Origin of the sequence: Pseudomonas sp. CVAP#3 (genome assembly GCF_018986375.1) — a bacterium.
Classification (GTDB): Bacteria; Pseudomonadota; Gammaproteobacteria; order Pseudomonadales; family Pseudomonadaceae; genus Aquipseudomonas; species Aquipseudomonas helvetica.
The window spans coordinates 24,046-47,040 of the sequence record NZ_JAHMSC010000014.1 but is presented as its reverse complement, the minus strand read 5'-3'; the positions used below and the strand labels follow the sequence as shown (position 1 = coordinate 47,040).

At 59.9% G+C, this 22,995-nt stretch carries 22 protein-coding genes; 10 read left to right on the top strand and 12 right to left on the bottom strand.

Features of this window, described 5'->3' with window-relative positions; translation table 11 throughout:
• Positions 1-12: 12 nt before the first annotated feature.
• Positions 13-792 carry a TSUP family transporter gene (locus KRR23_RS21230; protein WP_216744102.1) on the top strand — a complete coding sequence of 260 codons (780 nt, stop codon included), beginning with the start codon at positions 13-15 and terminating at the stop codon, positions 790-792.
• Here KRR23_RS21230 and nudC read toward each other — a convergent pair.
• The gene (gene nudC, locus KRR23_RS21225) at positions 760-1,590 is read right to left on the bottom strand and encodes an NAD(+) diphosphatase (protein WP_216744101.1); all 831 of its coding nucleotides are present in this window, start codon (positions 1,588-1,590) and stop codon (positions 760-762) included. The genes KRR23_RS21230 and nudC overlap by 33 nt on opposite strands.
• 6 nt (positions 1,591-1,596) lie before the next feature.
• Positions 1,597-2,409: a crotonase/enoyl-CoA hydratase family protein gene (locus KRR23_RS21220; protein ID WP_216744100.1), complete on the bottom strand. Its 813-nt coding sequence runs from the start codon at positions 2,407-2,409 to the stop codon at positions 1,597-1,599.
• Positions 2,410-2,629: 220 nt separating this feature from the next.
• Between KRR23_RS21220 and KRR23_RS21215 the strand changes: the two genes are divergently transcribed.
• Together KRR23_RS21215 and KRR23_RS21210 are read left to right on the top strand one after the other, a co-directional pair.
• Positions 2,630-3,064, top strand: coding sequence for a YeeE/YedE family protein (locus KRR23_RS21215; RefSeq protein ID WP_216744099.1), 435 nt, complete (start codon positions 2,630-2,632; stop codon positions 3,062-3,064).
• Positions 3,065-3,066: 2 nt separating this feature from the next.
• The gene (locus tag KRR23_RS21210) at positions 3,067-3,480 is read left to right on the top strand and encodes a DUF6691 family protein (RefSeq protein WP_216744098.1); all 414 of its coding nucleotides are present in this window, start codon (positions 3,067-3,069) and stop codon (positions 3,478-3,480) included.
• Positions 3,481-3,545: 65 nt separating this feature from the next.
• On the opposite strand, the gene KRR23_RS21205 is transcribed toward KRR23_RS21210, so the two are convergent.
• The 3 genes from KRR23_RS21205 to KRR23_RS21195 form a co-directional block, all read right to left on the bottom strand.
• Complete coding sequence (locus tag KRR23_RS21205) at positions 3,546-4,460, bottom strand: bifunctional oligoribonuclease/PAP phosphatase NrnA (RefSeq protein ID WP_216744097.1); 915 nt, start codon at positions 4,458-4,460, stop codon at positions 3,546-3,548.
• A gap of 263 nt (positions 4,461-4,723) precedes the next feature.
• Complete coding sequence (locus tag KRR23_RS21200; protein WP_216744096.1) at positions 4,724-6,007, bottom strand: Zn-dependent hydrolase; 1,284 nt, start codon at positions 6,005-6,007, stop codon at positions 4,724-4,726.
• A 129-nt stretch (positions 6,008-6,136) separates the two neighbouring features.
• Entirely contained in the window at positions 6,137-7,624 is a 1,488-nt protein-coding gene (locus KRR23_RS21195) for an NCS1 family nucleobase:cation symporter-1 (RefSeq protein ID WP_216744095.1), read from the bottom strand.
• A gap of 622 nt (positions 7,625-8,246) precedes the next feature.
• Between KRR23_RS21195 and hydA the strand changes: the two genes are divergently transcribed.
• From hydA to preA, 3 genes are all read left to right on the top strand, one after another.
• Positions 8,247-9,686 (top strand): dihydropyrimidinase, encoded by a 1,440-nt coding sequence (gene hydA / locus KRR23_RS21190; protein WP_216744094.1) that lies wholly within the window; start codon positions 8,247-8,249, stop codon positions 9,684-9,686.
• A gap of 232 nt (positions 9,687-9,918) precedes the next feature.
• Entirely contained in the window at positions 9,919-11,286 is a 1,368-nt protein-coding gene (locus tag KRR23_RS21185) for an NAD(P)-dependent oxidoreductase (RefSeq protein ID WP_216744093.1), read from the top strand.
• Positions 11,287-12,561 (top strand): NAD-dependent dihydropyrimidine dehydrogenase subunit PreA, encoded by a 1,275-nt coding sequence (gene preA / locus KRR23_RS21180; RefSeq protein WP_216744092.1) that lies wholly within the window; start codon positions 11,287-11,289, stop codon positions 12,559-12,561.
• A gap of 140 nt (positions 12,562-12,701) precedes the next feature.
• On the opposite strand, the gene KRR23_RS21175 is transcribed toward preA, so the two are convergent.
• Complete coding sequence (locus KRR23_RS21175; protein ID WP_054597654.1) at positions 12,702-13,322, bottom strand: TetR/AcrR family transcriptional regulator; 621 nt, start codon at positions 13,320-13,322, stop codon at positions 12,702-12,704.
• A 125-nt stretch (positions 13,323-13,447) separates the two neighbouring features.
• Here KRR23_RS21175 and copC point away from each other — a divergent pair, with 125 nt between their 5' ends.
• Both copC and copD read left to right on the top strand, forming a co-directional pair.
• A complete protein-coding gene (gene copC / locus KRR23_RS21170; protein ID WP_216744091.1) occupies positions 13,448-13,813 on the top strand; it encodes a copper homeostasis periplasmic binding protein CopC in 366 nt (121 codons plus the stop codon).
• Positions 13,814-13,816: 3 nt separating this feature from the next.
• The gene (gene copD, locus KRR23_RS21165) at positions 13,817-14,695 is read left to right on the top strand and encodes a copper homeostasis membrane protein CopD (RefSeq protein ID WP_216744090.1); all 879 of its coding nucleotides are present in this window, start codon (positions 13,817-13,819) and stop codon (positions 14,693-14,695) included.
• A gap of 30 nt (positions 14,696-14,725) precedes the next feature.
• On the opposite strand, the gene KRR23_RS21160 is transcribed toward copD, so the two are convergent.
• From KRR23_RS21160 to KRR23_RS21140, 5 genes are all read right to left on the bottom strand, one after another.
• Positions 14,726-15,877: an HlyD family secretion protein gene (locus tag KRR23_RS21160; RefSeq protein WP_216744089.1), complete on the bottom strand. Its 1,152-nt coding sequence runs from the start codon at positions 15,875-15,877 to the stop codon at positions 14,726-14,728.
• Entirely contained in the window at positions 15,874-17,541 is a 1,668-nt protein-coding gene (locus tag KRR23_RS21155) for an MFS transporter (RefSeq protein ID WP_216744088.1), read from the bottom strand. Before KRR23_RS21155 ends, KRR23_RS21160 begins: the two co-directional genes overlap by 4 nt.
• A gap of 83 nt (positions 17,542-17,624) precedes the next feature.
• Positions 17,625-18,425 carry a sulfite exporter TauE/SafE family protein gene (locus KRR23_RS21150; RefSeq protein ID WP_216744087.1) on the bottom strand — a complete coding sequence of 267 codons (801 nt, stop codon included), beginning with the start codon at positions 18,423-18,425 and terminating at the stop codon, positions 17,625-17,627.
• Positions 18,426-18,434: 9 nt separating this feature from the next.
• A complete protein-coding gene (locus tag KRR23_RS21145) occupies positions 18,435-19,679 on the bottom strand; it encodes an FAD/NAD(P)-binding oxidoreductase (RefSeq protein ID WP_216744086.1) in 1,245 nt (414 codons plus the stop codon).
• Positions 19,680-19,715: 36 nt separating this feature from the next.
• On the bottom strand, positions 19,716-20,051 hold the full coding sequence (locus KRR23_RS21140; RefSeq protein WP_054598349.1) for a helix-turn-helix transcriptional regulator: 336 nt from the start codon (positions 20,049-20,051) through the stop codon (positions 19,716-19,718).
• A gap of 103 nt (positions 20,052-20,154) precedes the next feature.
• Between KRR23_RS21140 and KRR23_RS21135 the strand changes: the two genes are divergently transcribed.
• Positions 20,155-21,018, top strand: coding sequence for an MBL fold metallo-hydrolase (locus tag KRR23_RS21135; protein ID WP_216744085.1), 864 nt, complete (start codon positions 20,155-20,157; stop codon positions 21,016-21,018).
• A gap of 65 nt (positions 21,019-21,083) precedes the next feature.
• Here the strand turns inward: KRR23_RS21135 and bkdR are convergent, their stop codons facing one another.
• Positions 21,084-21,572 (bottom strand): Bkd operon transcriptional regulator BkdR, encoded by a 489-nt coding sequence (bkdR, locus tag KRR23_RS21130; RefSeq protein WP_019690099.1) that lies wholly within the window; start codon positions 21,570-21,572, stop codon positions 21,084-21,086.
• 187 nt (positions 21,573-21,759) lie between these two features.
• On the opposite strand from bkdR, the gene KRR23_RS21125 reads away from it, so the two are divergent.
• The gene (locus KRR23_RS21125) at positions 21,760-22,995 is read left to right on the top strand and encodes a 3-methyl-2-oxobutanoate dehydrogenase (2-methylpropanoyl-transferring) subunit alpha (RefSeq protein ID WP_216744084.1); all 1,236 of its coding nucleotides are present in this window, start codon (positions 21,760-21,762) and stop codon (positions 22,993-22,995) included.

Below are 22,995 nucleotides of genomic sequence, written 5' to 3'. Positions count from 1 at the left end.
TAAGTCGACCTCATGCCTTTCGAACTCAGCGTAGACCTCACCACTCTGGCCATTTTGGCCATCGTCGCGTTCATTGCCGGTTTCATTGATGCCATTGCCGGCGGTGGCGGTCTGCTGACCACCCCGGCGTTGCTCACTGCCGGTTTGCCGCCGCACCTGGTACTGGGTACCAACAAACTCAGCTCGACCTTCGGCTCGGCCACCGCCAGTTTCACCTTCTACCGACGCAAGCTATTCCACCCGCGGCAGTGGGTACACGCGATCATCGCAACCCTGGTCGGCGCACTGACCGGCGCAACCGTCGCGCACTACCTGCCGGCTGAATGGTTGAACAAGATGCTCCCGGTGATCGTCTTCGCCTGTGGCGTGTATCTGCTGTTTGGCGGTACGCCGAAAGCACCACTGGACAGCGACGCGCCCATCAAGAAAAAGTGGCAGTCGAGTCAGGGTTTCAGCCTCGGTTTCTACGACGGCGTGGCCGGTCCCGGCACTGGCGCGTTCTGGACTGTCAGCAGTCTGCTGCTTTACCCCATCGATCTGGTCAAGGCCAGCGGCGTGGCGCGCAGCATGAACTTCGTCAGCAACATCGCGGCGCTGTCGGTGTTCATCTTTTCCGGGCAAGTGGACTGGATCATCGGCCTGAGCATGGGCCTGTCGGTGATGGTCGGCGCGTTCTTCGGGGCCCGCACCGCCATCAGCGGTGGGGCGAAGTTCATTCGCCCGGTATTCATCACCGTGGTGCTGGGCTTGACCGTGCGTCTAGCCTGGCAGCACTGGTTCAGCATGGCCTAAGCGTCGCGCCACATAAATGTCGATCAGGTAGCGGGCAATCGAGCGCCCCGCCGGCAACGGCGGCAGCGCATGAATGTTGAACCACTGGGCGTCTTCGATCTCGTCAGCTTGCGGCACAATCTCGCCGCTGGCGTATTCGGCATGAAACCCAAGCATCATCGAATGCGGGAACGGCCAGCACTGGCTGCCCAGGTACTGGATGTTCTTGACCTCGATCTGCACCTCTTCGCGCACTTCACGAATAAGGCAATCCTCGGCCGACTCACCCGGCTCGGCAAAACCCGCCAGGGTGCTGTAGACCCCCGGAACAAAGCGTGGCGAGCGCGCCAGCAGGATTTCGTCGCCACGGGTGATCAACACGATCATGCTCGGTGAAATCCGCGGATAAAAACGCAAATCACAGGGTTCGCAGTACATCGCCCGCTCACGCGGCACCTGCGTCATACGCTGACCACAGTTGCCGCAAAACCGGTGCTCCCGCGCCCAGGTGCCGACTTGCGCGGCATACCCCAACACTTTGTAGACGGTATGATCGCCATCGAGCATGAACGCCCGCAGGCCTTTCCAGTTGCAGCCCGGTACTTCGCTGTGAGCCTTGAGCTCGAGCAAATACACCGGCTCACCGTCGAGATGACCAATCCCATGCTCGGCGAGAATCGACAGGTCCTGACGTTTCAGCCATTCCCGCGGAAACAGCGCGCCATTATCGTCGAACAAAAAACCTTCAGGGCTGCGGGCCACGGCCCAGCCGCCGGGCAAGTCGGTGTCGAGTACTGCAGTGGTCCAGCGTGAAGTCATGTGTGCTCAGTCCAGAAATTCGGGTTTCTGCTTGCTCATCGATGCCGCCATGGCGACCCGCAGGTCTGTGGATTGCAGCATCGCGGCGTTCCAGGTAGCGATGTATTCCAGGCCATCGTTGATGCTGTGATCGCGCATGTAGCTGATCATCTCTTTGGTCCCGGCGATCGCAATCGGCGATTTGGCAGCAATTTCACGGGCAATTCCCATCACCCCGTCCAGCAGGCTGGTCGAGTCCGGGTAGACCCGGTTGACCAAGCCGATGCTGCGCGCTTCTTGCGCGCCGAAGGTGCGACCAGTGTATGCCAGTTCGCGCAGCATGCCGTCACCGATGATCCGCGGCAAGCGTTGTAAAGTGCCAACATCGGCGGCCATGCCCATGTCGATTTCCTTGATCGAAAATTGCGCGTCTTCGGCCGCATAGCGCATGTCACAGGCAGAAATCAGATCGATGGCGCCGCCTAGGCAATAGCCCTGAATCGCCGCCAGTACCGGTTTACGGCAGTTATCGACAGCGTTGAACGAAGCTTGCAACGCCAGAATCTTACGCCGCAACAGGCGCGCATTGCGACCCGCGTCCTTGCCCATTTCATTGGCCACCGAAGCCAGCATCATCAGGTCGATGCCCGAAGAAAAATGCTTGCCTGCACCGCTGATCACCACCGCGCGGACTTCATCGGTGTCGTCGATCCACTGGAAGATCTCGATGATTTCAGTCCAGAACACCGCATTCATCGCGTTGATCTTTTCCGGGCGGTTGATCTGCACATGGGCGATGTTGTCGCTCAGTTCGACGCGAAAGGCTTGGTATTCGGACATGGCAGTGATCCTTGCTGGCGCTGAAAATAAGCTCAGAACTATAACAAGCCATCGCGTGTGGCTGTAGGCAGCGCATCGGCCAAAAGCGGGACTGAGCGTCCACAGACCTTGCAGGCATCTACATCCGGTTGGTTACCTCCCCTTGGTCCCCACAAGCGGACCTATGCTCAAGGTAAAAAGAGTGGTTTAGTGCCGCCCGTTACCCACCCGGAGAGCTGTCATGACGTTCGATTCGCTTCACTTCACCCCATGGTCCGCGTTGGCTGGAGGCGCGCTGATCGGTCTCGCTGCCGGTTTATGGGTGGTCGCCAGCGGTCGTGTCGCAGGCATCAGCGGGTTGTTGGGCAGTCTGTTGGGCCCCAGAGATTCGGCCTCGGGAGAAAAAGCCCTGTTCCTCCTGGGATTACTGGCGGCACCTGTGTTGTGGATGCTGTTCGTGGGACAGCCGGGTATCGAGTTCAAGACCGGCGCCCTGGGCCTGATCGTGGCCGGGCTGCTGGTGGGCATTGGCACCCGCTATGGCGCAGGCTGCACCAGTGGTCATGGCGTGTGCGGTGTTTCACGGCTTTCTCCGCGCTCGATCATCGCCACGCTGTGCTTCATGTTCACCGGTTTTACGACGGTGTTCGTCTTGCGCCATCTGCTGGGAAATTGAACATGAAAAAACTGACTGCGTTTGTTGCCGGCTTGTTGTTCGGCATCGGCCTGTTACTGTCGGGCATGACCAACCCGGCCAAAGTGCTGGGGTTTCTGGACATTGCCGGGCTTTGGGACCCTTCACTGGCCCTGGTCATGATCGGCGCCATTGCCGTGGCGTGGGTGCCGTTTCACTGGGCCATGAAACAGAAAACATCCCTGCTGGGCTTACCCATGCAACTGCCGGTAAGCCGTGAACTGGATCGACGCCTGATCGGTGGCAGTCTGCTGTTCGGCGTCGGCTGGGGCATTGCCGGCATGTGCCCGGGCCCGGCACTGGTGCTGCTGCCCACCGGGCACTGGCAGGCCTGGGTGTTTGTGATTGCCATGTTGGCGGGCATGCTCATTTTCAATGTCCTGCAGACCCGTCGTTGAGCCCGCGAATGTGTTGCGGCCCCCGCCTGATCGCCCGGATTGGTCTTGAGCCGAAGCATTTTCTTTCAGCGGTTGAGCGCGAGCCCCATCGACAGCAGCTCTTTTCTGAGCAATGGCGGCTCGACAACGACCAGCCCAGCCTGACAGTCAACCTGTAATAGGCGATTAAGCTTGCGTTGGCTTGCCACAGGTTCGACCAGTAAGTAGCTTTTAGCCTCACCGATGCTGATGACGTTGAGTATCCAGTCATCCCCTTGTTCATTGAGCCATTCGCTCATCGCTGATCGGTGTTGTTGCACAAGGGCATCGGCGTTCCATACCGCCATCTGCGCAAACACCTGGGGCAGATGGCTCTGCGGCCGCATTATCTTCAGGTCCGCGGCCAGGGCGACGGGCAGGTCAGCTTCAATCACCGCCTGACATTCGAGAAAGTAACGTTCAGGCCAGTCCGGCGCCAACCCCGCGAGCTGTCTCAGAACCTCAAAAGCCCTGAGATCCTCATCAGTGCTGTGCAATCCGGTGAAACACAGGGTGTTATCCAGAATCGCCGTGCCCAGCAACGCCGCACTCTGTGTACTGATGCGGGGCAGCAGACCCGAGTTTTCCCAGCGTTGGAAAACCTGAGTCGCTGCCGCGCCAATCGGCCGAATGTCAGCATTCGGCCCCAGGATTTCGGCCCAATAGGCCTCGAAGCCAGGATGATGATCAATCACCTCCACCACCCGATCGAGCTTCACCATCGGGTCGAAGTAGTGATAGTCAGAAACGTCCATCACCACGAACTCGTCATCGGCTCGCGGGATGTAATCATCAAAGTGTTTGTTCCACCCCAACACCGTTGCCGAGACACTGGCGTTGGGCTGTGCGCTGCTCACGGCCCTGGCATCGACGCCGGTAAGATTCAACCATTCGGCATAAGCAATGCAGCACGCATAAGCATCGATATCCAGATAGGCCGAACCGGAGGTCACCACCCTCATGACGGGTCTACCGCCAGTCTGTGGTGCCGCTCACGTGGGCAAGGCAAGTCCAGCGCGTGCGCGAATCCGTAAATCGACATCACATGTCCACATCCATATTCACGTTACGTAACAGGGCGTCCACCCTGCTGCAGTTGTTACCTGATAATCAGGTCGCGCAAAATCTCACAGAGACATGACGTAAATGTGACAAGGCGATGGAATATTAAGTAAGTGTTCGGATGGGGAGAGGTCTTACCCCTCCCCCCACTCTCGGCGAGACCTCAGGCCGCCAGTTCACCACTGGCAATCGCCGCCGAAGCCGCCAGCATCGCCCGTAACAACACCGCACAACCGGCCGCCAGGTCGTCCGGTGTGGCGTTTTCGATTTCGTTGTGGCTGATGCCGCCCTCGCAGGGCACGAAGATCATCCCGGCCGGCCCCAGCTCGGCGAGGAAGATCGCGTCATGCCCCGCCCCGCTGACGATGTCCATGTGTGACAGCCCAAGACCTTGCGCCGCGCCGCGCACTGCCTCGACGCAGCCCTTGTCGAAATACAATGGCGGGAAATCGGCAGTTGGCGTCAGTTCATAAGTCAGACCGTGCTCATCGCAGGTGCTGTCGATCACCTGCCGGACCTCGGCGATCATCGAGTCCAGCCGCGCCGGCTCCAGATGACGGAAATCAAGGGTCATGCGCACTTCGCCGGGGATGACGTTACGCGAGCCTGGATAGGCTTGCAGACAACCGACGGTGCCACAGGCGTGAGGTTGATGACCGAGGGCAGTACGGTTCACGGCGGCGACGATTGCGGCGGCGCCGACCAATGCATCCTTGCGCAAATGCATCGGAGTTGGTCCGGCGTGAGCCTCGACGCCGTGCAGTTTCAGGTCGAACCACTTCTGTCCCAACGCGCCCATCACCACGCCAATGGTCTTGCGCTCGTCTTCCAGAATCGGCCCTTGCTCGATGTGCGCTTCAAAGTAGGCACCGACTGCGTGCCCACTAACCTTGCGCGGACCGGCATAGCCGATGGCATTCAGCGCCTCACCCACGGTTACGCCGCTGGCGTCGGTCTTGGCCAGGGTTTCCTCGAGGGTGAATTTTTCGGCAAACACCCCGGAGCCCATCATGCATGGGGCGAAGCGCGAGCCTTCTTCGTTGGTCCAGACCACCACTTCCAGCGGCGCTTCGGTTTCCACGCCCAGGTCGTTGAGGGTGCGCAGCACTTCGACCCCGGCCAACACGCCGAAACAACCGTCGAACTTGCCGCCGGTAGGTTGGGTGTCGATGTGGCTGCCAGTCATCACCGGTGGCAGTTGCGGATTGCGCCCGGCGCGGCGGGCGAAGATGTTGCCGACGGCATCGATGCTCACCGTGCAGCCTGCTTCCTCGCACCATCTGACGAAAATGTCGCGAGCCTGGCGGTCAAGGTCAGTCAGGGCCAGGCGACAGACGCCGCCCTTGACCGTGGAGCCGAGTTTGGCCAGCTCCATGAGCGACTGCCAGAGGCGGTCGCGATTGATGTGCTGATGGCTGGACTGCAGAACGTCTACGGCAGCGTTCATGGTGATCTCCTTCAGGCTAATTTTTATAGTTCCCATGCTCTGCGTGGGAATTCATCTCTGGACGCTTTTGGGACGCAAAGCGTCCCCGGCTGCACTCCCACGCAGAGCATGGGAACGATCACCCTTTTCCTATATCGAGGTATCGGCCACAGCCGTGTCGCTGCTACGCATCGTGCACAACCCGTAATACATCAGCCCGCCAAGAGCCGAGCCGGTGAACCAGCCGTAGCTGTAGAACCAGCTGAAGGCATCGCTGCCCAGCGACAGCAAGGTCAACACTACCGGCACGCCGAAGGCGATGAAGCCGTTCCAGTTCCACGCCGGGTACACGTCATCGCGGTACAGGCCAGCCAGGTCCAGTTGTTGTTTCTTGATCAGGAAATAGTCCACCACCATGATCCCGGCGATCGGCCCGAGCAGGCTCGAATAACCGAGCAACCAGTTGGAATAGACCGTTTCCAGACTGACATTGGAGACGATCAGCCCAAGCTTCTTCAGCAGTTCGTGGCCCATCAGCGCCAGCCCTACCAAACCGGTCAACATCACCGCTTTAGTGCGATTGATGAGTTTAGGCGCAAGGTTCTGGAAGTCGTTGGTCGGCGAAACGATGTTGGCGGCCGTGTTGGTCGACAGCGTCGCAATAATGATCAGCGCCATGGCGAACGCCACCCACACCGGGCTCTGGATATGCCCGATCAGGCTGACCGGATCGGAGACAGTCACACCCACCAGTTTCGCCGACGCGGCAGTCATCACCACCCCGAGCGAGGCGAACAGGAACATGGTCAGCGGCAAGCCGAAAATTTGTCCGAGGATCTGGTCTTTCTGGCTTTTGGCGTAGCGGCTGAAGTCCGGGATGTTCAGCGACAAGGTCGCCCAGAACCCGACCATCGCGGTCAGCCCGGCCAGGAAGTAACCGGTCACGCTGGCGCCTTCAGGACGTTTCGGCGGCTGGGCCAGCAACTCGGTCAGCGACACATTCGGCATGGCCCAGACCAGCAGACCCAGCCCCACTGCCACCAACAGCGGTGCCGAGAGCGTTTCCAGCCATTTGATCGACTCGGCCCCCCGCAGCACCACCCACAGGTTCAGCGTCCAGAACATCATGAAGCCGATCACTTCGCCGGTGCCCCCGAGGGATTTCCAGCCCTCGAAAACCGAGCCGAGAAACAGGTGAATCGCCAGCCCGCCAAACATCGTCTGGATGCCGAACCAGCCACAGGCCACCAACGCGCGGATCAGGCACGGCACGTTGGAACCGATCACCCCGAACGAGGAACGCAGCAACACCGGAAACGGAATCCCGTACTTGGTGCCCGCAAAGGCGTTGAGGGTCAGTGGAATCAGCACAATGACGTTGGCCAGCAGAATCGCCAGCAGCGCCTCGCCAACGCTCAGGCCAAAGTAGGCGGTAAGCACCCCGCCAAGGGTGTAGGTCGGCACGCACACCGACATGCCGATCCACAACGCGGTGATGTGCCATTTGTTCCAGGTTCGTTCGTGCACCTTGGTCGGTGCAATGTCGTGGTTGTATCGGGGACTGTCGAGGACGTCGCTGCTGGCGTCCAGTTCGTACAACCCTTCGCGCTCGGTGACGTGCGATCTGTTCTGTTGCATGGCCGCTCCACTGTTTTTTTGATTATTTTGCTCATCGGGCTGGCCTGCGGATAAACCACGAGCCGGACGATGGCCGGAGAACTTACGACTTTTACCGACCGGCCAAGGTGTCAGCGGCGGCAATCAATAAACATGCCGAATGGTCTGCTGACGACCTGAGTGCGTCGGTAAAATCCATGTAAACAACTGATGTTCATCAGTTTTATTCAAACAACAATCAAGCCCGCGAAGGCTTGCCTGGGCACTCAGGCAAAATGCCAGACAAGTTGTCCGAGCCGTCAGGACTCAATCTGGTGCGTTACATTTATTTTGTATTTTTTCTGTCAGCCACAGGCGCACCTCAAATAGCTGATTTCACATAGGAAATCTTGACCATATTTCGATCCTGTCAAGTGCGTCAAAATGGTGAGACGCCTCACCATTTTGGTGATTTGTACATTTAACTGTTTAATATCAATAAGTTAATACAGCTATAAGCTTATAAAAAATATTCTTGCCCAATCCGATATCTCCAGCTAGCGTTTATTCCTGACAGCGCTGACAGGAATACAACTTCCTTAGCCTGCTACATATAAAACACTTAGAACCGGCATAAGCCAGTCAAGCCTGCGAGGAACTCGGAATGTCTCTGTTGATCCGTGGCGCCACCGTTATTACCCATGATGAAAGTTATCGCGCCGATGTCTTGTGCGCCGACGGCGTGATCAAAGCCATCGGCAACAACCTCGATACTCCCGCCGGCTGCGAAGTGCTCGACGGCAGCGGCCAATACCTGATGCCCGGCGGCATCGACCCGCACACGCACATGCAACTGCCCTTCATGGGCACCGTGGCCAGCGAAGACTTTTTCAGCGGCACGGCGGCAGGTCTTGCCGGCGGCACCACGTCGATCATCGACTTCGTAATTCCCAATCCGCAGCAATCGCTGCTGGAAGCTTTCCATCAGTGGCGTGGCTGGGCTGAAAAATCAGCCTCCGACTATGGCTTTCACGTTGCCATCACCTGGTGGAGCGAACAGGTTCGCGAAGAAATGGCCGAGCTGGTCAGCCATCATGGGGTCAACAGCTTCAAGCATTTCATGGCGTACAAGAACGCGATCATGGCCGCCGACGACACGCTGGTCGCCAGCTTCGAGCGCTGTCTGGAGCTCGGTGCCGTGCCGACCGTGCACGCGGAAAATGGCGAGCTGGTCTATCACCTGCAACGCAAGCTGATGGCCCAGGGAATCACCGGCCCTGAAGCGCACCCGCTGTCGCGGCCGTCCCAGGTTGAAGGTGAAGCCGCGAGTCGGGCGATCCGTATCGCTGAAACCCTCGGCACGCCACTGTACCTGGTCCACGTCTCGACCAAGGAAGCACTGGATGAAATCACCTACGCCCGCAGCAAGGGCCAACCGGTCTACGGCGAAGTGCTGGCCGGGCATTTGCTGCTGGATGACAGCGTCTACCAGCATCCGGACTGGCAAACCGCTGCCGGTTACGTGATGAGCCCGCCCTTCCGTCCGCGCGGCCATCAGGAAGCGCTTTGGCATGGCCTGCAGTCAGGAAACCTGCACACCACCGCTACCGATCACTGCTGCTTCTGTGCCGAACAGAAAGCCGCGGGGCGTGACGACTTCAGCAAAATTCCCAATGGTACGGCCGGCATCGAAGACCGCATGGCGGTGCTGTGGGATGAAGGGGTCAACACCGGGCGCCTGTCGATGCAGGATTTCGTTGCGCTGACCTCTACCAACACCGCAAAAATCTTCAACCTCTACCCGCGCAAAGGCTCGATCCGCGTCGGCGCCGATGCCGACCTGGTGCTGTGGGACCCGCAAGGTACGCGGACCATTTCCGCCAAGACCCATCACCAGAACGTCGACTTCAACATCTTTGAAGGCAAGACCGTGCGCGGCGTTCCCAGCCACACCATCAGCCAGGGTCGACTGGTCTGGGCCGACGGCGACCTGCGTGCCGAACGCGGTGCCGGGCGCTACATCGAACGCCCGGCGTACCCGGCGGTGTTTGACCTGTTGAGCAAGCGCGCTGAGCAACACAAGCCGACGGCTGTGAAACGCTGACGCTACCCCTGTGGCGAGGGAGCTTGCTCCCGCTCGGGTGCGTAGCGCCCGTAAACCAGACAACCCGGTCACGCAGATAGGACGTAATCGACCGGTTTGGGAGCGCTTTGCACTCCAGCGGGAGCAAGCTCCCTCGCCACAGGATGCGGCGTTGCCAACCACCTATTTGCGTCATGTACAAAAAACAATGCCCATCAGAGGCAGTACCTCAAATAACCGTGAGGCCAACACCGTGATCAAGACTCTGAGCCACTTGCCCCATCCTGCCGAGGATGCGGCCACCCTCGCCGGCCATTTCACCGACCTGGCGCCGCCGCTCAACGACCGTCAGGCGCATCTGGAAGCCTCGCGCTGTCTGTATTGCTATGACGCGCCATGCGTCAACGCGTGCCCGAGCGACATCGATATCCCGTCGTTCATTCGCAACATCCATCAAGAGAACGTCCAGGGCGCTGCGCAAACCATCCTCTCGGCGAACATCCTGGGCGGTAGTTGCGCCCGGGTCTGTCCGACAGAAATCCTTTGCCAGCACGCCTGCGTGCGCAACAACGCCGAGGAATGCGCGCCGGTACTGATCGGCCTGTTGCAGCGCTATGCCATCGACAACGCACACTTCAGCGAACACCCGTTCCAGCGCGCAGCGGCCACCGGCAAACGGATTGCCGTGGTCGGTGCCGGGCCTGCCGGTTTGTCCTGTGCACACCGCAGCGCCATGCATGGCCACGAGGTGGTGATTTTCGAGGCGCGGGAAAAGGCCGGTGGCCTCAACGAATACGGGATCGCCAAATACAAACTGGTGGATGACTTTGCCCAGCACGAGCTGAATTTCCTGCTGGAAATCGGCGGCATCGAAATCCGCCACGGGCAAAAACTCGGCGAGAACCTGAGCCTCAGCGAACTGCATCAGCAGTTCGACGCGGTATTCCTCGGTCTTGGCCTGGCCGCCAGCAAACAGCTGGGGTTGGCCGACGAAGACGCCCCAGGGCTGTTGGCCGCTACCGATTACATTCGCGAACTGCGCCAGGCCGATGACCTGAGCCAATTGCCGCTGGCCGATCATTGCATCGTCCTCGGCGCCGGCAACACAGCAATCGACATGGCCGTGCAAATGGCCCGCCTCGGTGCGCGCGACGTGAACCTAGTGTATCGCCGGGGTCTAGAGGACATGGGCGCAACCGGTCATGAACAGGACATCGCCAAGGCCAATCAGGTACGGCTGATGACCTGGGCGCAACCGCAGGAAGTATTGTTCGACGACAAAGGCCAGGTGCGCGGCATGCGTTTCACCCGTACACGTATGGACAATGGCCGGCTGATCAGCACCGGGGACACCTTCGAGCTGGCCGCCGATGCGATCTTCAAAGCCATCGGCCAACGCTTCGACGACAGCGCGCTGAGCGATCCGCTGGCCCGCGAACTGAAACGCCAGGGCGAGCGGATTCAGGTCGACGAGCAGATGCGTACCAGCATTCCCGGCGTCTATGCCGGTGGCGATTGCACCAGTCTCGATCAGGACCTCACCGTGCAGGCTGTGCAGCACGGCAAACTCGCGGCGCAAGCGATCCATGCCCAACTCATGCTCAACGTGGAGGCTGCGTAAATGGCCGATCTTTCGATTGTCTTCGCCGGCATCAAAGCACCTAACCCGTTCTGGCTGGCCTCCGCGCCGCCCACCGACAAGGCCTACAACGTAGTCCGTGCGTTCGAAGCCGGCTGGGGTGGGGTGGTATGGAAAACCCTGGGTGAAGACCCGGCGGCGGTCAACGTCTCATCGCGTTACTCCGCGCATTTTGGCGCCAACCGTGAAGTCATGGGCATCAACAACATTGAGCTGATCACTGACCGCTCACTGGAAATCAATCTGCGGGAAATCACCCAGGTCAAAAAAGACTGGCCGGATCGCGCACTGATCGTGTCGCTGATGGTGCCCTGCGTCGAGGAGTCGTGGAAAAACATCTTGCCGCTGGTGGAAGCCACGGGCGCCGACGGTATCGAGCTGAACTTCGGCTGCCCCCACGGCATGCCGGAACGTGGCATGGGCGCGGCAGTGGGCCAGGTGCCGGAATACGTCGAGCAAGTCACCCGCTGGTGCAAGACCTATTGCTCGCTGCCGGTGATCGTCAAGCTCACGCCAAACATCACCGACATCCGTGTCGCCGCCCGAGCAGCCCACCGTGGCGGCGCCGATGCGGTGTCGCTGATCAACACCATCAACTCGATCACCAGCATCGACCTGGATCGCATGGTTGCGCATCCGATGGTCGGCAGCCAAAGCACCCACGGCGGTTACTGCGGTTCGGCGGTCAAACCGATTGCGTTGAACATGGTCGCCGAAATCGCCCGCGACCCGCAGACCCAGGGCCTGCCAATTTGTGGCATCGGCGGCGTTGGCAGTTGGCGTGACGCAGCTGAATTCATGGCCCTGGGCAGTGGCGCAGTGCAGGTGTGCACAGCGGCGATGCTGCATGGCTTTCGGATCGTCGAGGAGATGAAGGACGGATTGTCCCGCTGGATGGACAGCCAAGGTTACTCAAGCGTGCAGGATTTTTCCGGGCGTGCAGTGGGCAATACCACGGACTGGAAATACCTGGACATCAACTATCAGGTGATCGCCAAGATCGACCAGCAGGCCTGCATTGGTTGCGGCCGTTGCCACATCGCCTGCGAAGACACTTCGCACCAGGCCATCGCCAGCCTGAAACAACCGGATGGCACCCATAAGTATGAAGTGATCGATGACGAGTGCGTGGGCTGCAACCTGTGCCAGATCACCTGCCCGGTGCAGGACTGCATCGAGATGGTGCCGGTCGATAACGGGAAACCGTTTCTGGACTGGGACCATGATCCGAGGAATCCCTATCACGTGGCCCCATAACTGAAGATCGTTCCCACGCTCTGCGTGGGAATGCATCCCGTGACGCTCTGCGTCACATTCAGAGCGGACGCAGAGCGTCCATGGCGGCATTCCTTTGCTGCGCATGGGAACGATCGGCGTGGAACGTGGGAGCGATCTGGTTACGGTTCCAACCCGATCCCCCGCAGAATCACGCTGGTCACCGTCTGCACCGCACGCTCGAACTGCATGTCCGACAGCGGTTGATGGTCGTTGAGGATGTTGATCTGGTGATCGAAGTCGGCGTAATGCTGGGTCGAGGCCCAGATCATGTACAGCAGGCTTGAAGGCTCCACCGGCAGGATGCGTTTGTCCTCCACCCATTGGCGAATTTTCGCTTCCTTCATCTTGGCCCAGTCGTACAGGCTGGCGTCCAGCGCCTCACCCAATGTCGGCGCACCGTGGATGATTTCATTGGCCCAGACTTTCGAGCCATAAGGCCGGCTGCGGGAATGGTTCATCTTGGCGCGGATGTAACTGCTGAGCACCACTCGCGGGTCATCGAACATCTCGAAGCACAGCGCGTCCTGCTTCCAGACTTCCAGCAAATCGAACAGCACCGCGCTGTACAGCTCAGCCTTGGTGCTGAAGTAGTAATGCAGATTGGAGCGCGGCAGTTGCACTTCTTTAGCGATGTCGGCCATCGCGGTGCTGCCAAAACCTTTCTCGGCGAAGACCTTCTCGGCGGCCAGGAGGATTTTCTCGACGTTACTGCGACGGATCTCGATCTTGTGATTGCCCATGAGGGCTCCCTGACAGCGGCATGGGTCAAGACTAGCATTCGCCACCTGCGAAACGAAACGTCGTACAGGGTGCGAGGCATAGGTAAACTGTCGCATCTTCCAATCTGCCTGATAGGTGCTGACCCATGTTGCTGAAAAAAGCCCTGACTGTGACTGCCCTCCTCGGCTCGCTGTTCGCCGCCTCCTCGGTGTTTGCTCACGCTCACCTGAAAAGCTCGACGCCAGCCGCCGACAGCAACGTTGCCGCACCTGCCGAATTGCGTCTGGTGTTCTCCGAAGGCGTTGAAGCCAGTTTCACCAAAGTCGATATCAGCAAGGATGGCGTCGCCGTTGCCGTGAAAAGCATCGCCACCGAAAGCGCCGATAAAAAGACCCTGGTCGTCACCCCCATCGCACCTCTGAGCGCCGGTAACTACAAGGTCGAATGGCATGCAGTGTCGGTCGACACCCATAAAAGCGCTGGCAACTACAGCTTCAAGGTGAGTCAGTAATCGATGTCGAGCGCGCTGGTCCTGTGCCGCTTCCTGCATTTCACCGTCGTGCTGATGCTGTTTGGGGCCTGTCTGTTCAGGCCCCTGCTGTTGCGCCATGAACCGCTGACCCAAGCACTTGCAACACTTGATCAACGTCTCGCCGGGCTGAGTCGGCTGCTTGCCGGGTTCACCTTGTTCACCGGGATTTGCTGGCTGCTGTTGATCACCGCCAGCATGGCCGGCTCACTGTCGGCGGCATTTGATTGGCCAACCGTGCAACTGGTGTTGAGCAACACCTTCTTCGGGCAGGTCTGGCGCTGGCATCTGCTGTTCAACGGACTGCTGGTGGTCTGCCTGCTGAGCCCGCTGAACAACTCGTTTGCACTGCGTATGCTCCTGAGCAGCCTGTTGCTGATGACCCTCGCCCCGGTCGGTCATGGCGCGATGCTCGATGGACTGAGTGGCCAGTTGCTGATCCTCAATCAAGTGATTCACCTGACCTGCGTCGGTGCCTGGCTGGGCGGGTTAATGCTGCTGATGATGATTCTGCTGCGACCGACGACCCACGCTGTCGGGCCGATACTGCAACGCTTCAGCGGGATTGGTTATGGGTTGGTGGCGGGTTTGCTGGTGACCGGCCTGATCAACGTCCGGGTGTTGACCGGGGCCTTCTGGCCGACACCGCTGCTGTCCGGGTTCGCGCTGATTCTGTTGATCAAGGTGCTGTTGGTCAGCGCCATGCTTGGCCTGGCGCTGTTCAATCGCTTGAAAATCAACCACTGCGAGCAACGCCTCTCCGCGCTGCGCACCAGCGTGATGCTGGAGTGGTTGCTGGGGATAGCGGCCGTGGCAGCAGTTTCCCTGTTGGGTACATTGCCGCCGATGGTGGCCGGTAACTGATCGTTCCCGCATGGGAACGATCATCGACACCTACGGATTGCCAGCGACGGCATTGCCTTGCCCGGACGTATCGATACTCACCACCACCGACATGCCGGGCCGCAGGCGTTCGCTTTGCGCCTGGTCCGCGTCAACAGTGATGCGCACCGGCACGCGTTGGGCGATTTTGACGAAGTTGCCGGTGGCGTTGTCGGCTTGCAACAGGCTGAACTCAGAACCGGTGGCCGGTGAAATACGCTGCACCCGGCCGTGAAATTTCTGGTGATTCAAGGCATCGACAGTGAAGGTAACCGGCTGGCCGATGTGGATGTTGTTCATCTGGGTTTCTTTCATGTTGGCGATCACCCACAACTGACTCGGCACCAAGGCCATCAACTGCGCGCCGGAGTTGACGTAGGCACCAAGACGCACGCCGATCTGCCCGAGCTGGCCGTCCTGCGGGGCGACCACGCGAGTATTGGACAGATCGATCCGCGCCAGCTCAACCGCCGCTTCGGCACTGGCCACCGCCGCCTCCAGCGAACCTCGATTGACGATCACCGTTTGCAGGTCCTGCCGGGCAATTTCCCGACTGGCCTGGGCCTGAGCCACCGCAGCGATGGTTTGCGCATTAGCGGCACGGGTCACGTCCAGCTCACGCTTGGAGACCGAGCCGTCGCTGATCAACGCCTCATTACGCCGCAAGTCCGCCGCGCTTTTTTGCGCCTGGGCCTGGCTGTCGGTCAGCGCCGCCTGACGCAGCTTGATCGTCGCCTCGGCGCTGTTGCGTTGCTGCACCGCATTGGCCAGCGCGGCTTTCTGCACTGCCAGTTGTGCCAGCGACTGATCCAGACGTTGCTTGTAGATCCGGTCATCCAGTCGCACCAACAGGTCGCCGGTCTTGACGAACTGGAAGTCCTGCACCGACACCTCAAACACGTAGCCGCTGAGTTGCGGGCCGATGATCGTCACCTGGCCACGAACCAGCGCGTTTTCAGTGCTTTCGATGGCGCTGCCAAATGGCGGCAACTGCCAGGCATACAGCACGATCAGCACCCCGACGATGGCAATCGCGGCAAAGCCCAGGGACGAAATGATCCGCACCGGCAGCGAACGCGGCTCGGTGCCAGAAGTTTTAGGCGGGGCCACGCCCTCGGGAGTCGAGGCGATGGCGTTGGTGGTTGTGGTGATCGGGTCAGTCATGAAGAAGAGGCACCGCTGGAAGGAACGGAAGTCGGACTGGCCGGCGCGGGAGCGACAGCCTTGGTCGTGCTCAGCAGCCACAGGCTGCGAATGAAGATCCAGAGCATGGTCAGCATCGCGATTACCGCGATCAGCATGAACACGTCGTTATAGGCCATGACATTCGCCTCCCGGGTCGCAGCCGCTGCCAGGCTACGAATGCCCTGGGTGGTGCGGGCCGATGGGTCGGCGATACTCGAGACATAACTCGCGCTGCTGCCTTGCACACGGCTGGCCACTTGCGGGTCGATCAGGGTCAGGCGCTCGACGATATGGCTGGAATGGAATTTTTCCCGGGCGATCTGGAACGTCCCTAACAGCGCCGCGCCAATCAAGCCGCCGAGGTTCTGGCAAATCCCGAACAGCACTGAAAAACTCACCAGATTGCGCGGATTGGTCAACACGTTGCGCGTGCCGAGGACCATGGTCGGCCCGAGGAAAAACGTTCCGCCAAAGGCCAGCAGAAACTGGCTGAGGTACATGTTCTCCGGGCGTGTCAGGTTGGTCGAGAAACTGTCCATCACGGAACCTGTGGCCATCAGCGCCAGGGAAATGATCAACGGCATCAACAGGTGCGAGGGATTGATCGTCAGCGCGCTGGAGGCAAGGCCAGCGACGCTGCCCACGAGCATCACCACGTAAAGGCTGTGCATCTGCTGGCTGCCCAGGTTCAGGGTTTGCAGCAAACCCACGGCCCCGGTGGACTGTTCGGTGAGCACCATACGGATGAGGATCACCGCCAATGCCAGGCGAATCATCACCCCGCTGCCAAGCCAGCGGGTCATCAGCATCGGGTTGCTGCGGTTATGTTCGATGGCCAGGCCGGCCATGATCAACACGATCGATCCGGCCGAGGCGACGCCGATCCACGGTGCTTCGAGCCACCAATCGATACGGCCCAACGACAACACCGCACAGAGCAGCGCCACTCCACCTGCCAGCAAGGCGAAGGTCAGGAAATCGAGTTTTTCGAAAGTTTTGAAGCGGTCACCCGGTGGCAACTTGAGCATGAACACACAGCCCAGTGAGGTCAGCGCCATGCCCAGTTCAAACAGATAGAGCCCGCGCCATTCAGCGATCTGCAACAGGTCTTCGGAAAACAGCCGGGCCAGTGGCAATGCCAGTTGCGAGGTACCCAGGCCCAGCACCAGCGCCTTCATCCGCCACTTCGCCGGGAAAGCCTGAACCATGTAATACAGGCCCAACGAACTCAGCGCCGCGCCGACCATGCCGTGGGCGGCGCGCACCGCAATCGCCGAGCTGAGGTCGTTGACGAACAAATGGCCAAAGGTCACCAGCGCATACAGCACCAGGAACACTTCGGTGAACGCCCGCAGGCCGTACTGCTGACGAAACTTCACCAGCAGCAGGTTCATCGAGACGTTGGTCATCACGTAAGCCGCCGGCAGCCAGGCCATCTCGGCAGTCGTCGCCCCCAGCGCCCCTTGCAGGTAAGGCAGATTGGCGACCACCAGCGCGTTGCCCAAACCACCGGTCAATGCCACCAACAACCCGACCAATGCATAAGCCAACCGCTTTGGCGTGGCGTGCAAAGGCGTCGAGGGGGAACCGGGCAAGCTTGGCCGTTCGTGGGGCTGCCAGTTGCGCGGGGCGTAGTGATCCATGGCGTGGCCTTGTCATCGGTATTGAAGGCAGTAAACCTGAGCCAGAGATTTCTTGCCAGTTCGCTACACAGCAACCATCGATTTCAAGCCTTGAGCAGCATGTAGCCGGCCACCATCAGGCACACACTGGCAAACCCCACTTGAAGTGCCCGAGCCGGAACCCGGGCGCACAGTCGCCGCCCCACGACCATCCCGGCGATGCTCGCGGCGATAAAAGCCACGCCCTGGGCATCGATGGTCACCCCGGCATGAAAGGCGCCGATCACTCCGGTTGCCGAGATCAAACTGATCACCATCAACGAGGTGGCGATGATGCCGCGCATCTGTACGTCGGTCAGTTGCTTGAATGCCGGCACGATCAGGAAACCGCCACCGACCCCGAGCAAGCCTGATACCACCCCAGTCACCGCCCCCAATGCAGCCAGGGTTGCAGTGCATTTGGCGGTCCAGGAAAAGCGCCCGGTCTGTTGATCGAGCATGCAGTTCTTCTGGCCCCAGTTAGCGTGACCGTGATCGCTCGGCCCCGCTTGCGGCTTTTCTCGCCGCAGCATCCGCCAGGCGATCATGATCATCAGCAGGCTGAACAGGATCATCAGGACTTTTTCCGGCAACTGATGGGCGAAGTAGATGCCCACCGGCGAGAACACCGCCCCCAGCAACGCGATCAACAACGCCGCACGGTAGCGCACCAACCCATGGCGCAAGCCGTCGATGGCGCCGACCGCCGCTGCACTGCCCACCGCAAACAACGCCACCGGCGCCGCCTGGGTCATGCTCCAGCCCAACCCGAGCACCAGGGCCGGGACTGCAAGAATGCCCCCGCCGGCCCCGGTCAACCCCAGGATCAGGCCCATCACCACACCAAACAATGTCGCCAGCAGCATAGGGTTTTCTCAATCGACCTTGGACACACGAGTCAGCCACTCACGACCTTTGAGCATGCCGTTCCAGTAAAACCACGGCAGCAGCGTCGCCTTGAGAAACCATGCCGAACGCCGCGCCACAGTCGGCTCGAGGGGAAAAGTCGGCAGCAGCTTACCGGCATAGCCGAACTCGGCGAGTATCACCTTGCCCTTCTCCACCGTCAGCGGGCAGGAGCCGTAACCGTCGTACTTCAGCGGCAAGGGTTGCTGTTTGCGCAAGGCCAGCACGTTCTCCGCGACCACGACGATTTGCTTGCGCACTGCGGCGGCGGTCTTGGCGTTGCTGGTAGAGCAAACATCGCCGAGGGCGAACACGTCCGGATAACGCACATGCTGCAAACTGTGGACGTCCACTTCGCACCAGCCAGCGGCATCGGCAAGCAAACTCTGACGGATGAAGTCCGGCGACACCTGTGGTGGCACCACGTGCAGCAGATCGAATTTTTTCGCTTGCAGCGTGACCGCTCCGGCGGCGTCCTTGACCTCGAACCAGGCGGTTTGCGCCGGCCCGTCGACCTTCACCAGGTTGGAGTTGAATGCCAGCCGGGCACGGTATTTCTCGATGTACTTCATCAGCGGCGCAACGAAAGTCGCCACGCCGAACAACGCGGCGCCGGCCAGGTTGAACTCGACATCGAGGTTCTTCAGCACACCGTGTCGGAGCCAGTGATCACACGACAGGTACAACGCCTTTTGCGGCGCCCCGGCGCATTTGATCGGGATCGCCGGCTGGGTAAAGATCGCCTTGCCACCGCGCAACCCCTTGACCAGTTGCCAGGTATAAGCCGCATGCCGGTAGCTGTAGTTGGACGTGACACCGTGCTGCCCGAGGGCTTCCTGCAGACCTTCGATTTTCTCCCAGGCCAGTCGCAAGCCAGGGCAGACGATCAGGTTTTGATAGGAGACATTGCGCCCGTCATCAAGCATCAGCAAACGGCTCGCGGGGTCGACGTTGCTGACCGCAGCCTGCAGCCATTGGGCCTGACGCGGCATCACCGCAGACGTTGGTCGCACGGTGTTCTTGAGCTCATGAGCGCCGCCGCCAACCAACGTCCAGGCGGGTTGATAGTAGTGCTGGGCGCTGGGTTCGATGACGGTGATGTTCAAGTGCGGATCGCGCTTGAGCAGGCTGGCGGCGAAGCCGATACCCGCGGTACCGCCGCCTATCACCACGATGTCGGCACTGATGGTCTGGCCCCAGTGTTGGTCCTTCATAAGTTATTGCCTCTACAAGGGGCTGCCCGAAAAGGCTCACGCCCAGCTTTTCAGCACCGCGCCGCAATACAGGCCCGAGAGTGTTTTCATCACCTGAATCACTTCGTGGCTGGCCAGGCCATAGAAAATGTACTTGCCTTCACGTCGGGTGCCCACCAGGCCTTCATCGCGCAGAATGCCCAATTGTTGGGACAACGTCGGCTGACGCACGCCGGTCATGGTTTCCAATTCCCCGACGTTACGCTCGCCCTGGGTCAACTGGCAGAGGATCAGCAGGCGGTCCTCATTGGCCAATGCCTTGAGCAGCGCGCAGGCCTTGGAGGCCGAGGCACGCAATTGCGCCACTTCACCTTCGCTTAGACTGGATTGCATTTGCAGATAACCTTGGTCGTCACTTAAGCTGCGGACATTATGTTTAAACATAAAGTGTTGCAAGCCTTTGTGTCTTTCTGCCACCCAGCCAGGACCCGCCGCCATGCCAGCGTTGATCCAAGCCTTCCTTGACGACGCATCAAAGACCTACACCTATGTGATCTATGAACACGACGGCGGCCCCTGCGCCATTGTCGACTCAGTGCTCGATTACCACCCGGCGTCCGGTCGAACCGCCACCACACAGGCTGACCGGGTGATTGCTTTCGTTCGCGAGCACCAGTTGCAAACCCAATGGCTGCTGGAAACCCACGCCCATGCCGATCACCTGTCCGCCGCGCCTTACCTGCGCCGCGAGTTGGGCGGCAACATCGCCATCGGCCAGGCCATCAGTCAGGTGCAGGACGTCTTCAAGAACCTGTTCAACCTTGAGCCGGCGTTTCGCAGCGACGGTTCGCAGTTCGACCATCTGTTTGCGCCGGACGAGGAATTTGCCATCGGCAACCTCAAGGCCAAGGCGCTGCATGTTCCCGGTCACACTCCGGCAGACATGGCCTACCTGATCGACGATGAACTGATTCTTGTGGGCGACACGCTGTTCATGCCCGACGTCGGCACCGCCCGCTGCGACTTCCCTGGCGGCAACGCCAATCAACTGTTCGCCTCGATACACAGGTTGCTGGCCTTCCCCGCCGACACCCGTCTCTATGTCTGCCACGACTACCCGCCAGCCGGCCGTACTTCCCAGTGCATGACCACCGTTGGCGAGCAACGCAAAAACAATATTCATGTGCATGACGGCATCGACGAAACGGCGTTCGTCGAAATGCGCACCCGGCGCGATGCGGGCTTGTGCATGCCGACGCTGATACTGCCGGCGATTCAGGTGAATGTGCGGGCCGGGAATATGCCGCCGGCTGAAGACAATGGCGTGGTCTACCTGAAGATCCCGCTGAATCAGTTCTGATTTTCCAAAATCAAAAGATCGCAGCCCCTGTAGCTGCCGCAGGCTGCGATCTTTTGATGGTGATCTTAATTGGCCAGGGTCAAACCATTGGCCGGCAATGGCAGCGCAGTTTTGTAGCGCACCTGCTTCAGCGCAAAGCTTGAGCGGATGTTGGCGACGCCCGGGACCTTGGTCAGGAAGTCCATCATGAAGCGTTCCAGCGACTGAATGGTCGGCACCAGTACGCGGATCAGATAGTCCGGGTCGCCGGCCATCAGGTAACACTCCATCACCTCCGGACGGTTGGCGATGGCGGCCTCGAATTGCGCCAGCGCCTCTTCCACCTGTTTTTCCAGGCTGACGTGAATGAACACGTTGACGTGCAGCCCCAGCAGGTCGGCATCCAGCAGCGTGACCTGCTCGCGAATCAGCCCTAATTCTTCCATGGCCTTGACCCGATTGAAGCACGGTGTCGGTGACAGATTCACCGAGCGTGCGAGGTCGGCGTTGGTGATGCGGGCGTTCTCCTGAAGGCTGTTGAGAATGCCGATGTCGGTACGGTCCAGTTTGCGCATGAGACAAAACAACCTGTTTTTTATGTTTATGAAGATTTTTTATCCTCAAATGGCTTCAACTGCAACGAAACAGAGATAAATATTCTTCTTGCCCCGGCCTATGATTGTTGTAGGACAAGATTTCTTCTACCCGAAGGATGACGGTCAGCTCACTACAAGAAATTCACAAGATCGAGCGTAGAAAGCCATGAATCAAGCGTACGAACCCCTGCGCCTGCACGTTCCCGAACCCTCGGGCCGGCCCGGCTGCAAAACCGACTTCTCCTACCTGCGCCTGACCGATGCCGGCACGGTGCGCAAACCCCCAATCGACGTAGAACCTGCCGACACCGCTGATCTGGCCAAGGGCCTGATTCGCGTGCTCGACGATCAGGGCAATTCCCTCGGTCCATGGGCGGAAGGCGTGCCCGTGGAGATTCTGCGTAAAGGCATGCGCGCCATGCTCAAGACGCGGATTTTCGACAACCGCATGGTGGTCGCCCAACGTCAGAAAAAGATGTCGTTCTACATGCAGAGCCTTGGCGAAGAAGCCATCGGCAGCGCCCAGGCCCTGGCCCTGAACATCGACGACATGTGCTTCCCCACCTACCGTCAGCAAAGCATTCTGATGGCTCGCGAAGTGCCGCTGGTGGACCTGATCTGCCAACTGCTGTCCAACGAGCGCGATCCGCTCAAGGGCCGTCAGTTGCCGATCATGTACTCCGTTAAAGACGCCGGTTTCTTCACCATCTCCGGCAACCTTGCCACCCAGTTCGTGCAAGGCGTGGGCTGGGGCATGGCGTCGGCGATCAAGGGCGACACCAAAATCGCCTCGGCCTGGATCGGCGACGGCGCCACCGCAGAATCCGACTTCCACACCGCCCTCACCTTCGCTCACGTTTACCGTGCGCCAGTGATCCTCAACGTGGTCAACAACCAGTGGGCGATCTCGACGTTCCAGGCGATTGCCGGTGGTGAAGCCACCACCTTCGCCGGTCGTGGCGTCGGCTGCGGCATCGCCTCCCTGCGGGTCGACGGCAACGATTTTGTCGCGGTGTACGCCGCCTCTGCCTGGGCCGCCGAACGCGCCCGCCGCAACCTCGGCCCGACCATGATCGAATGGGTCACCTACCGCGCCGGCCCGCACTCGACGTCCGATGATCCTTCCAAATACCGCCCCGCCGACGACTGGAGTCACTTCCCGTTGGGCGACCCGATTGCGCGCCTCAAGCAGCATCTGATCCGCATCGGCCAGTGGTCCGAAGAGGAGCACTTCAGTGTCAGTGCTGAACTGGAAGCCGAAATCATCGCCGCGCAAAAAGAAGCCGAACAGTACGGCACCCTCGCCGGCGGCCAGATTCCGAGCGCAGCGACCATGTTCGAAGACGTCTATAAAGAGATGCCGGAGCACTTGAAGCGCCAGCGTCAAGAGTTGGGGATCTGA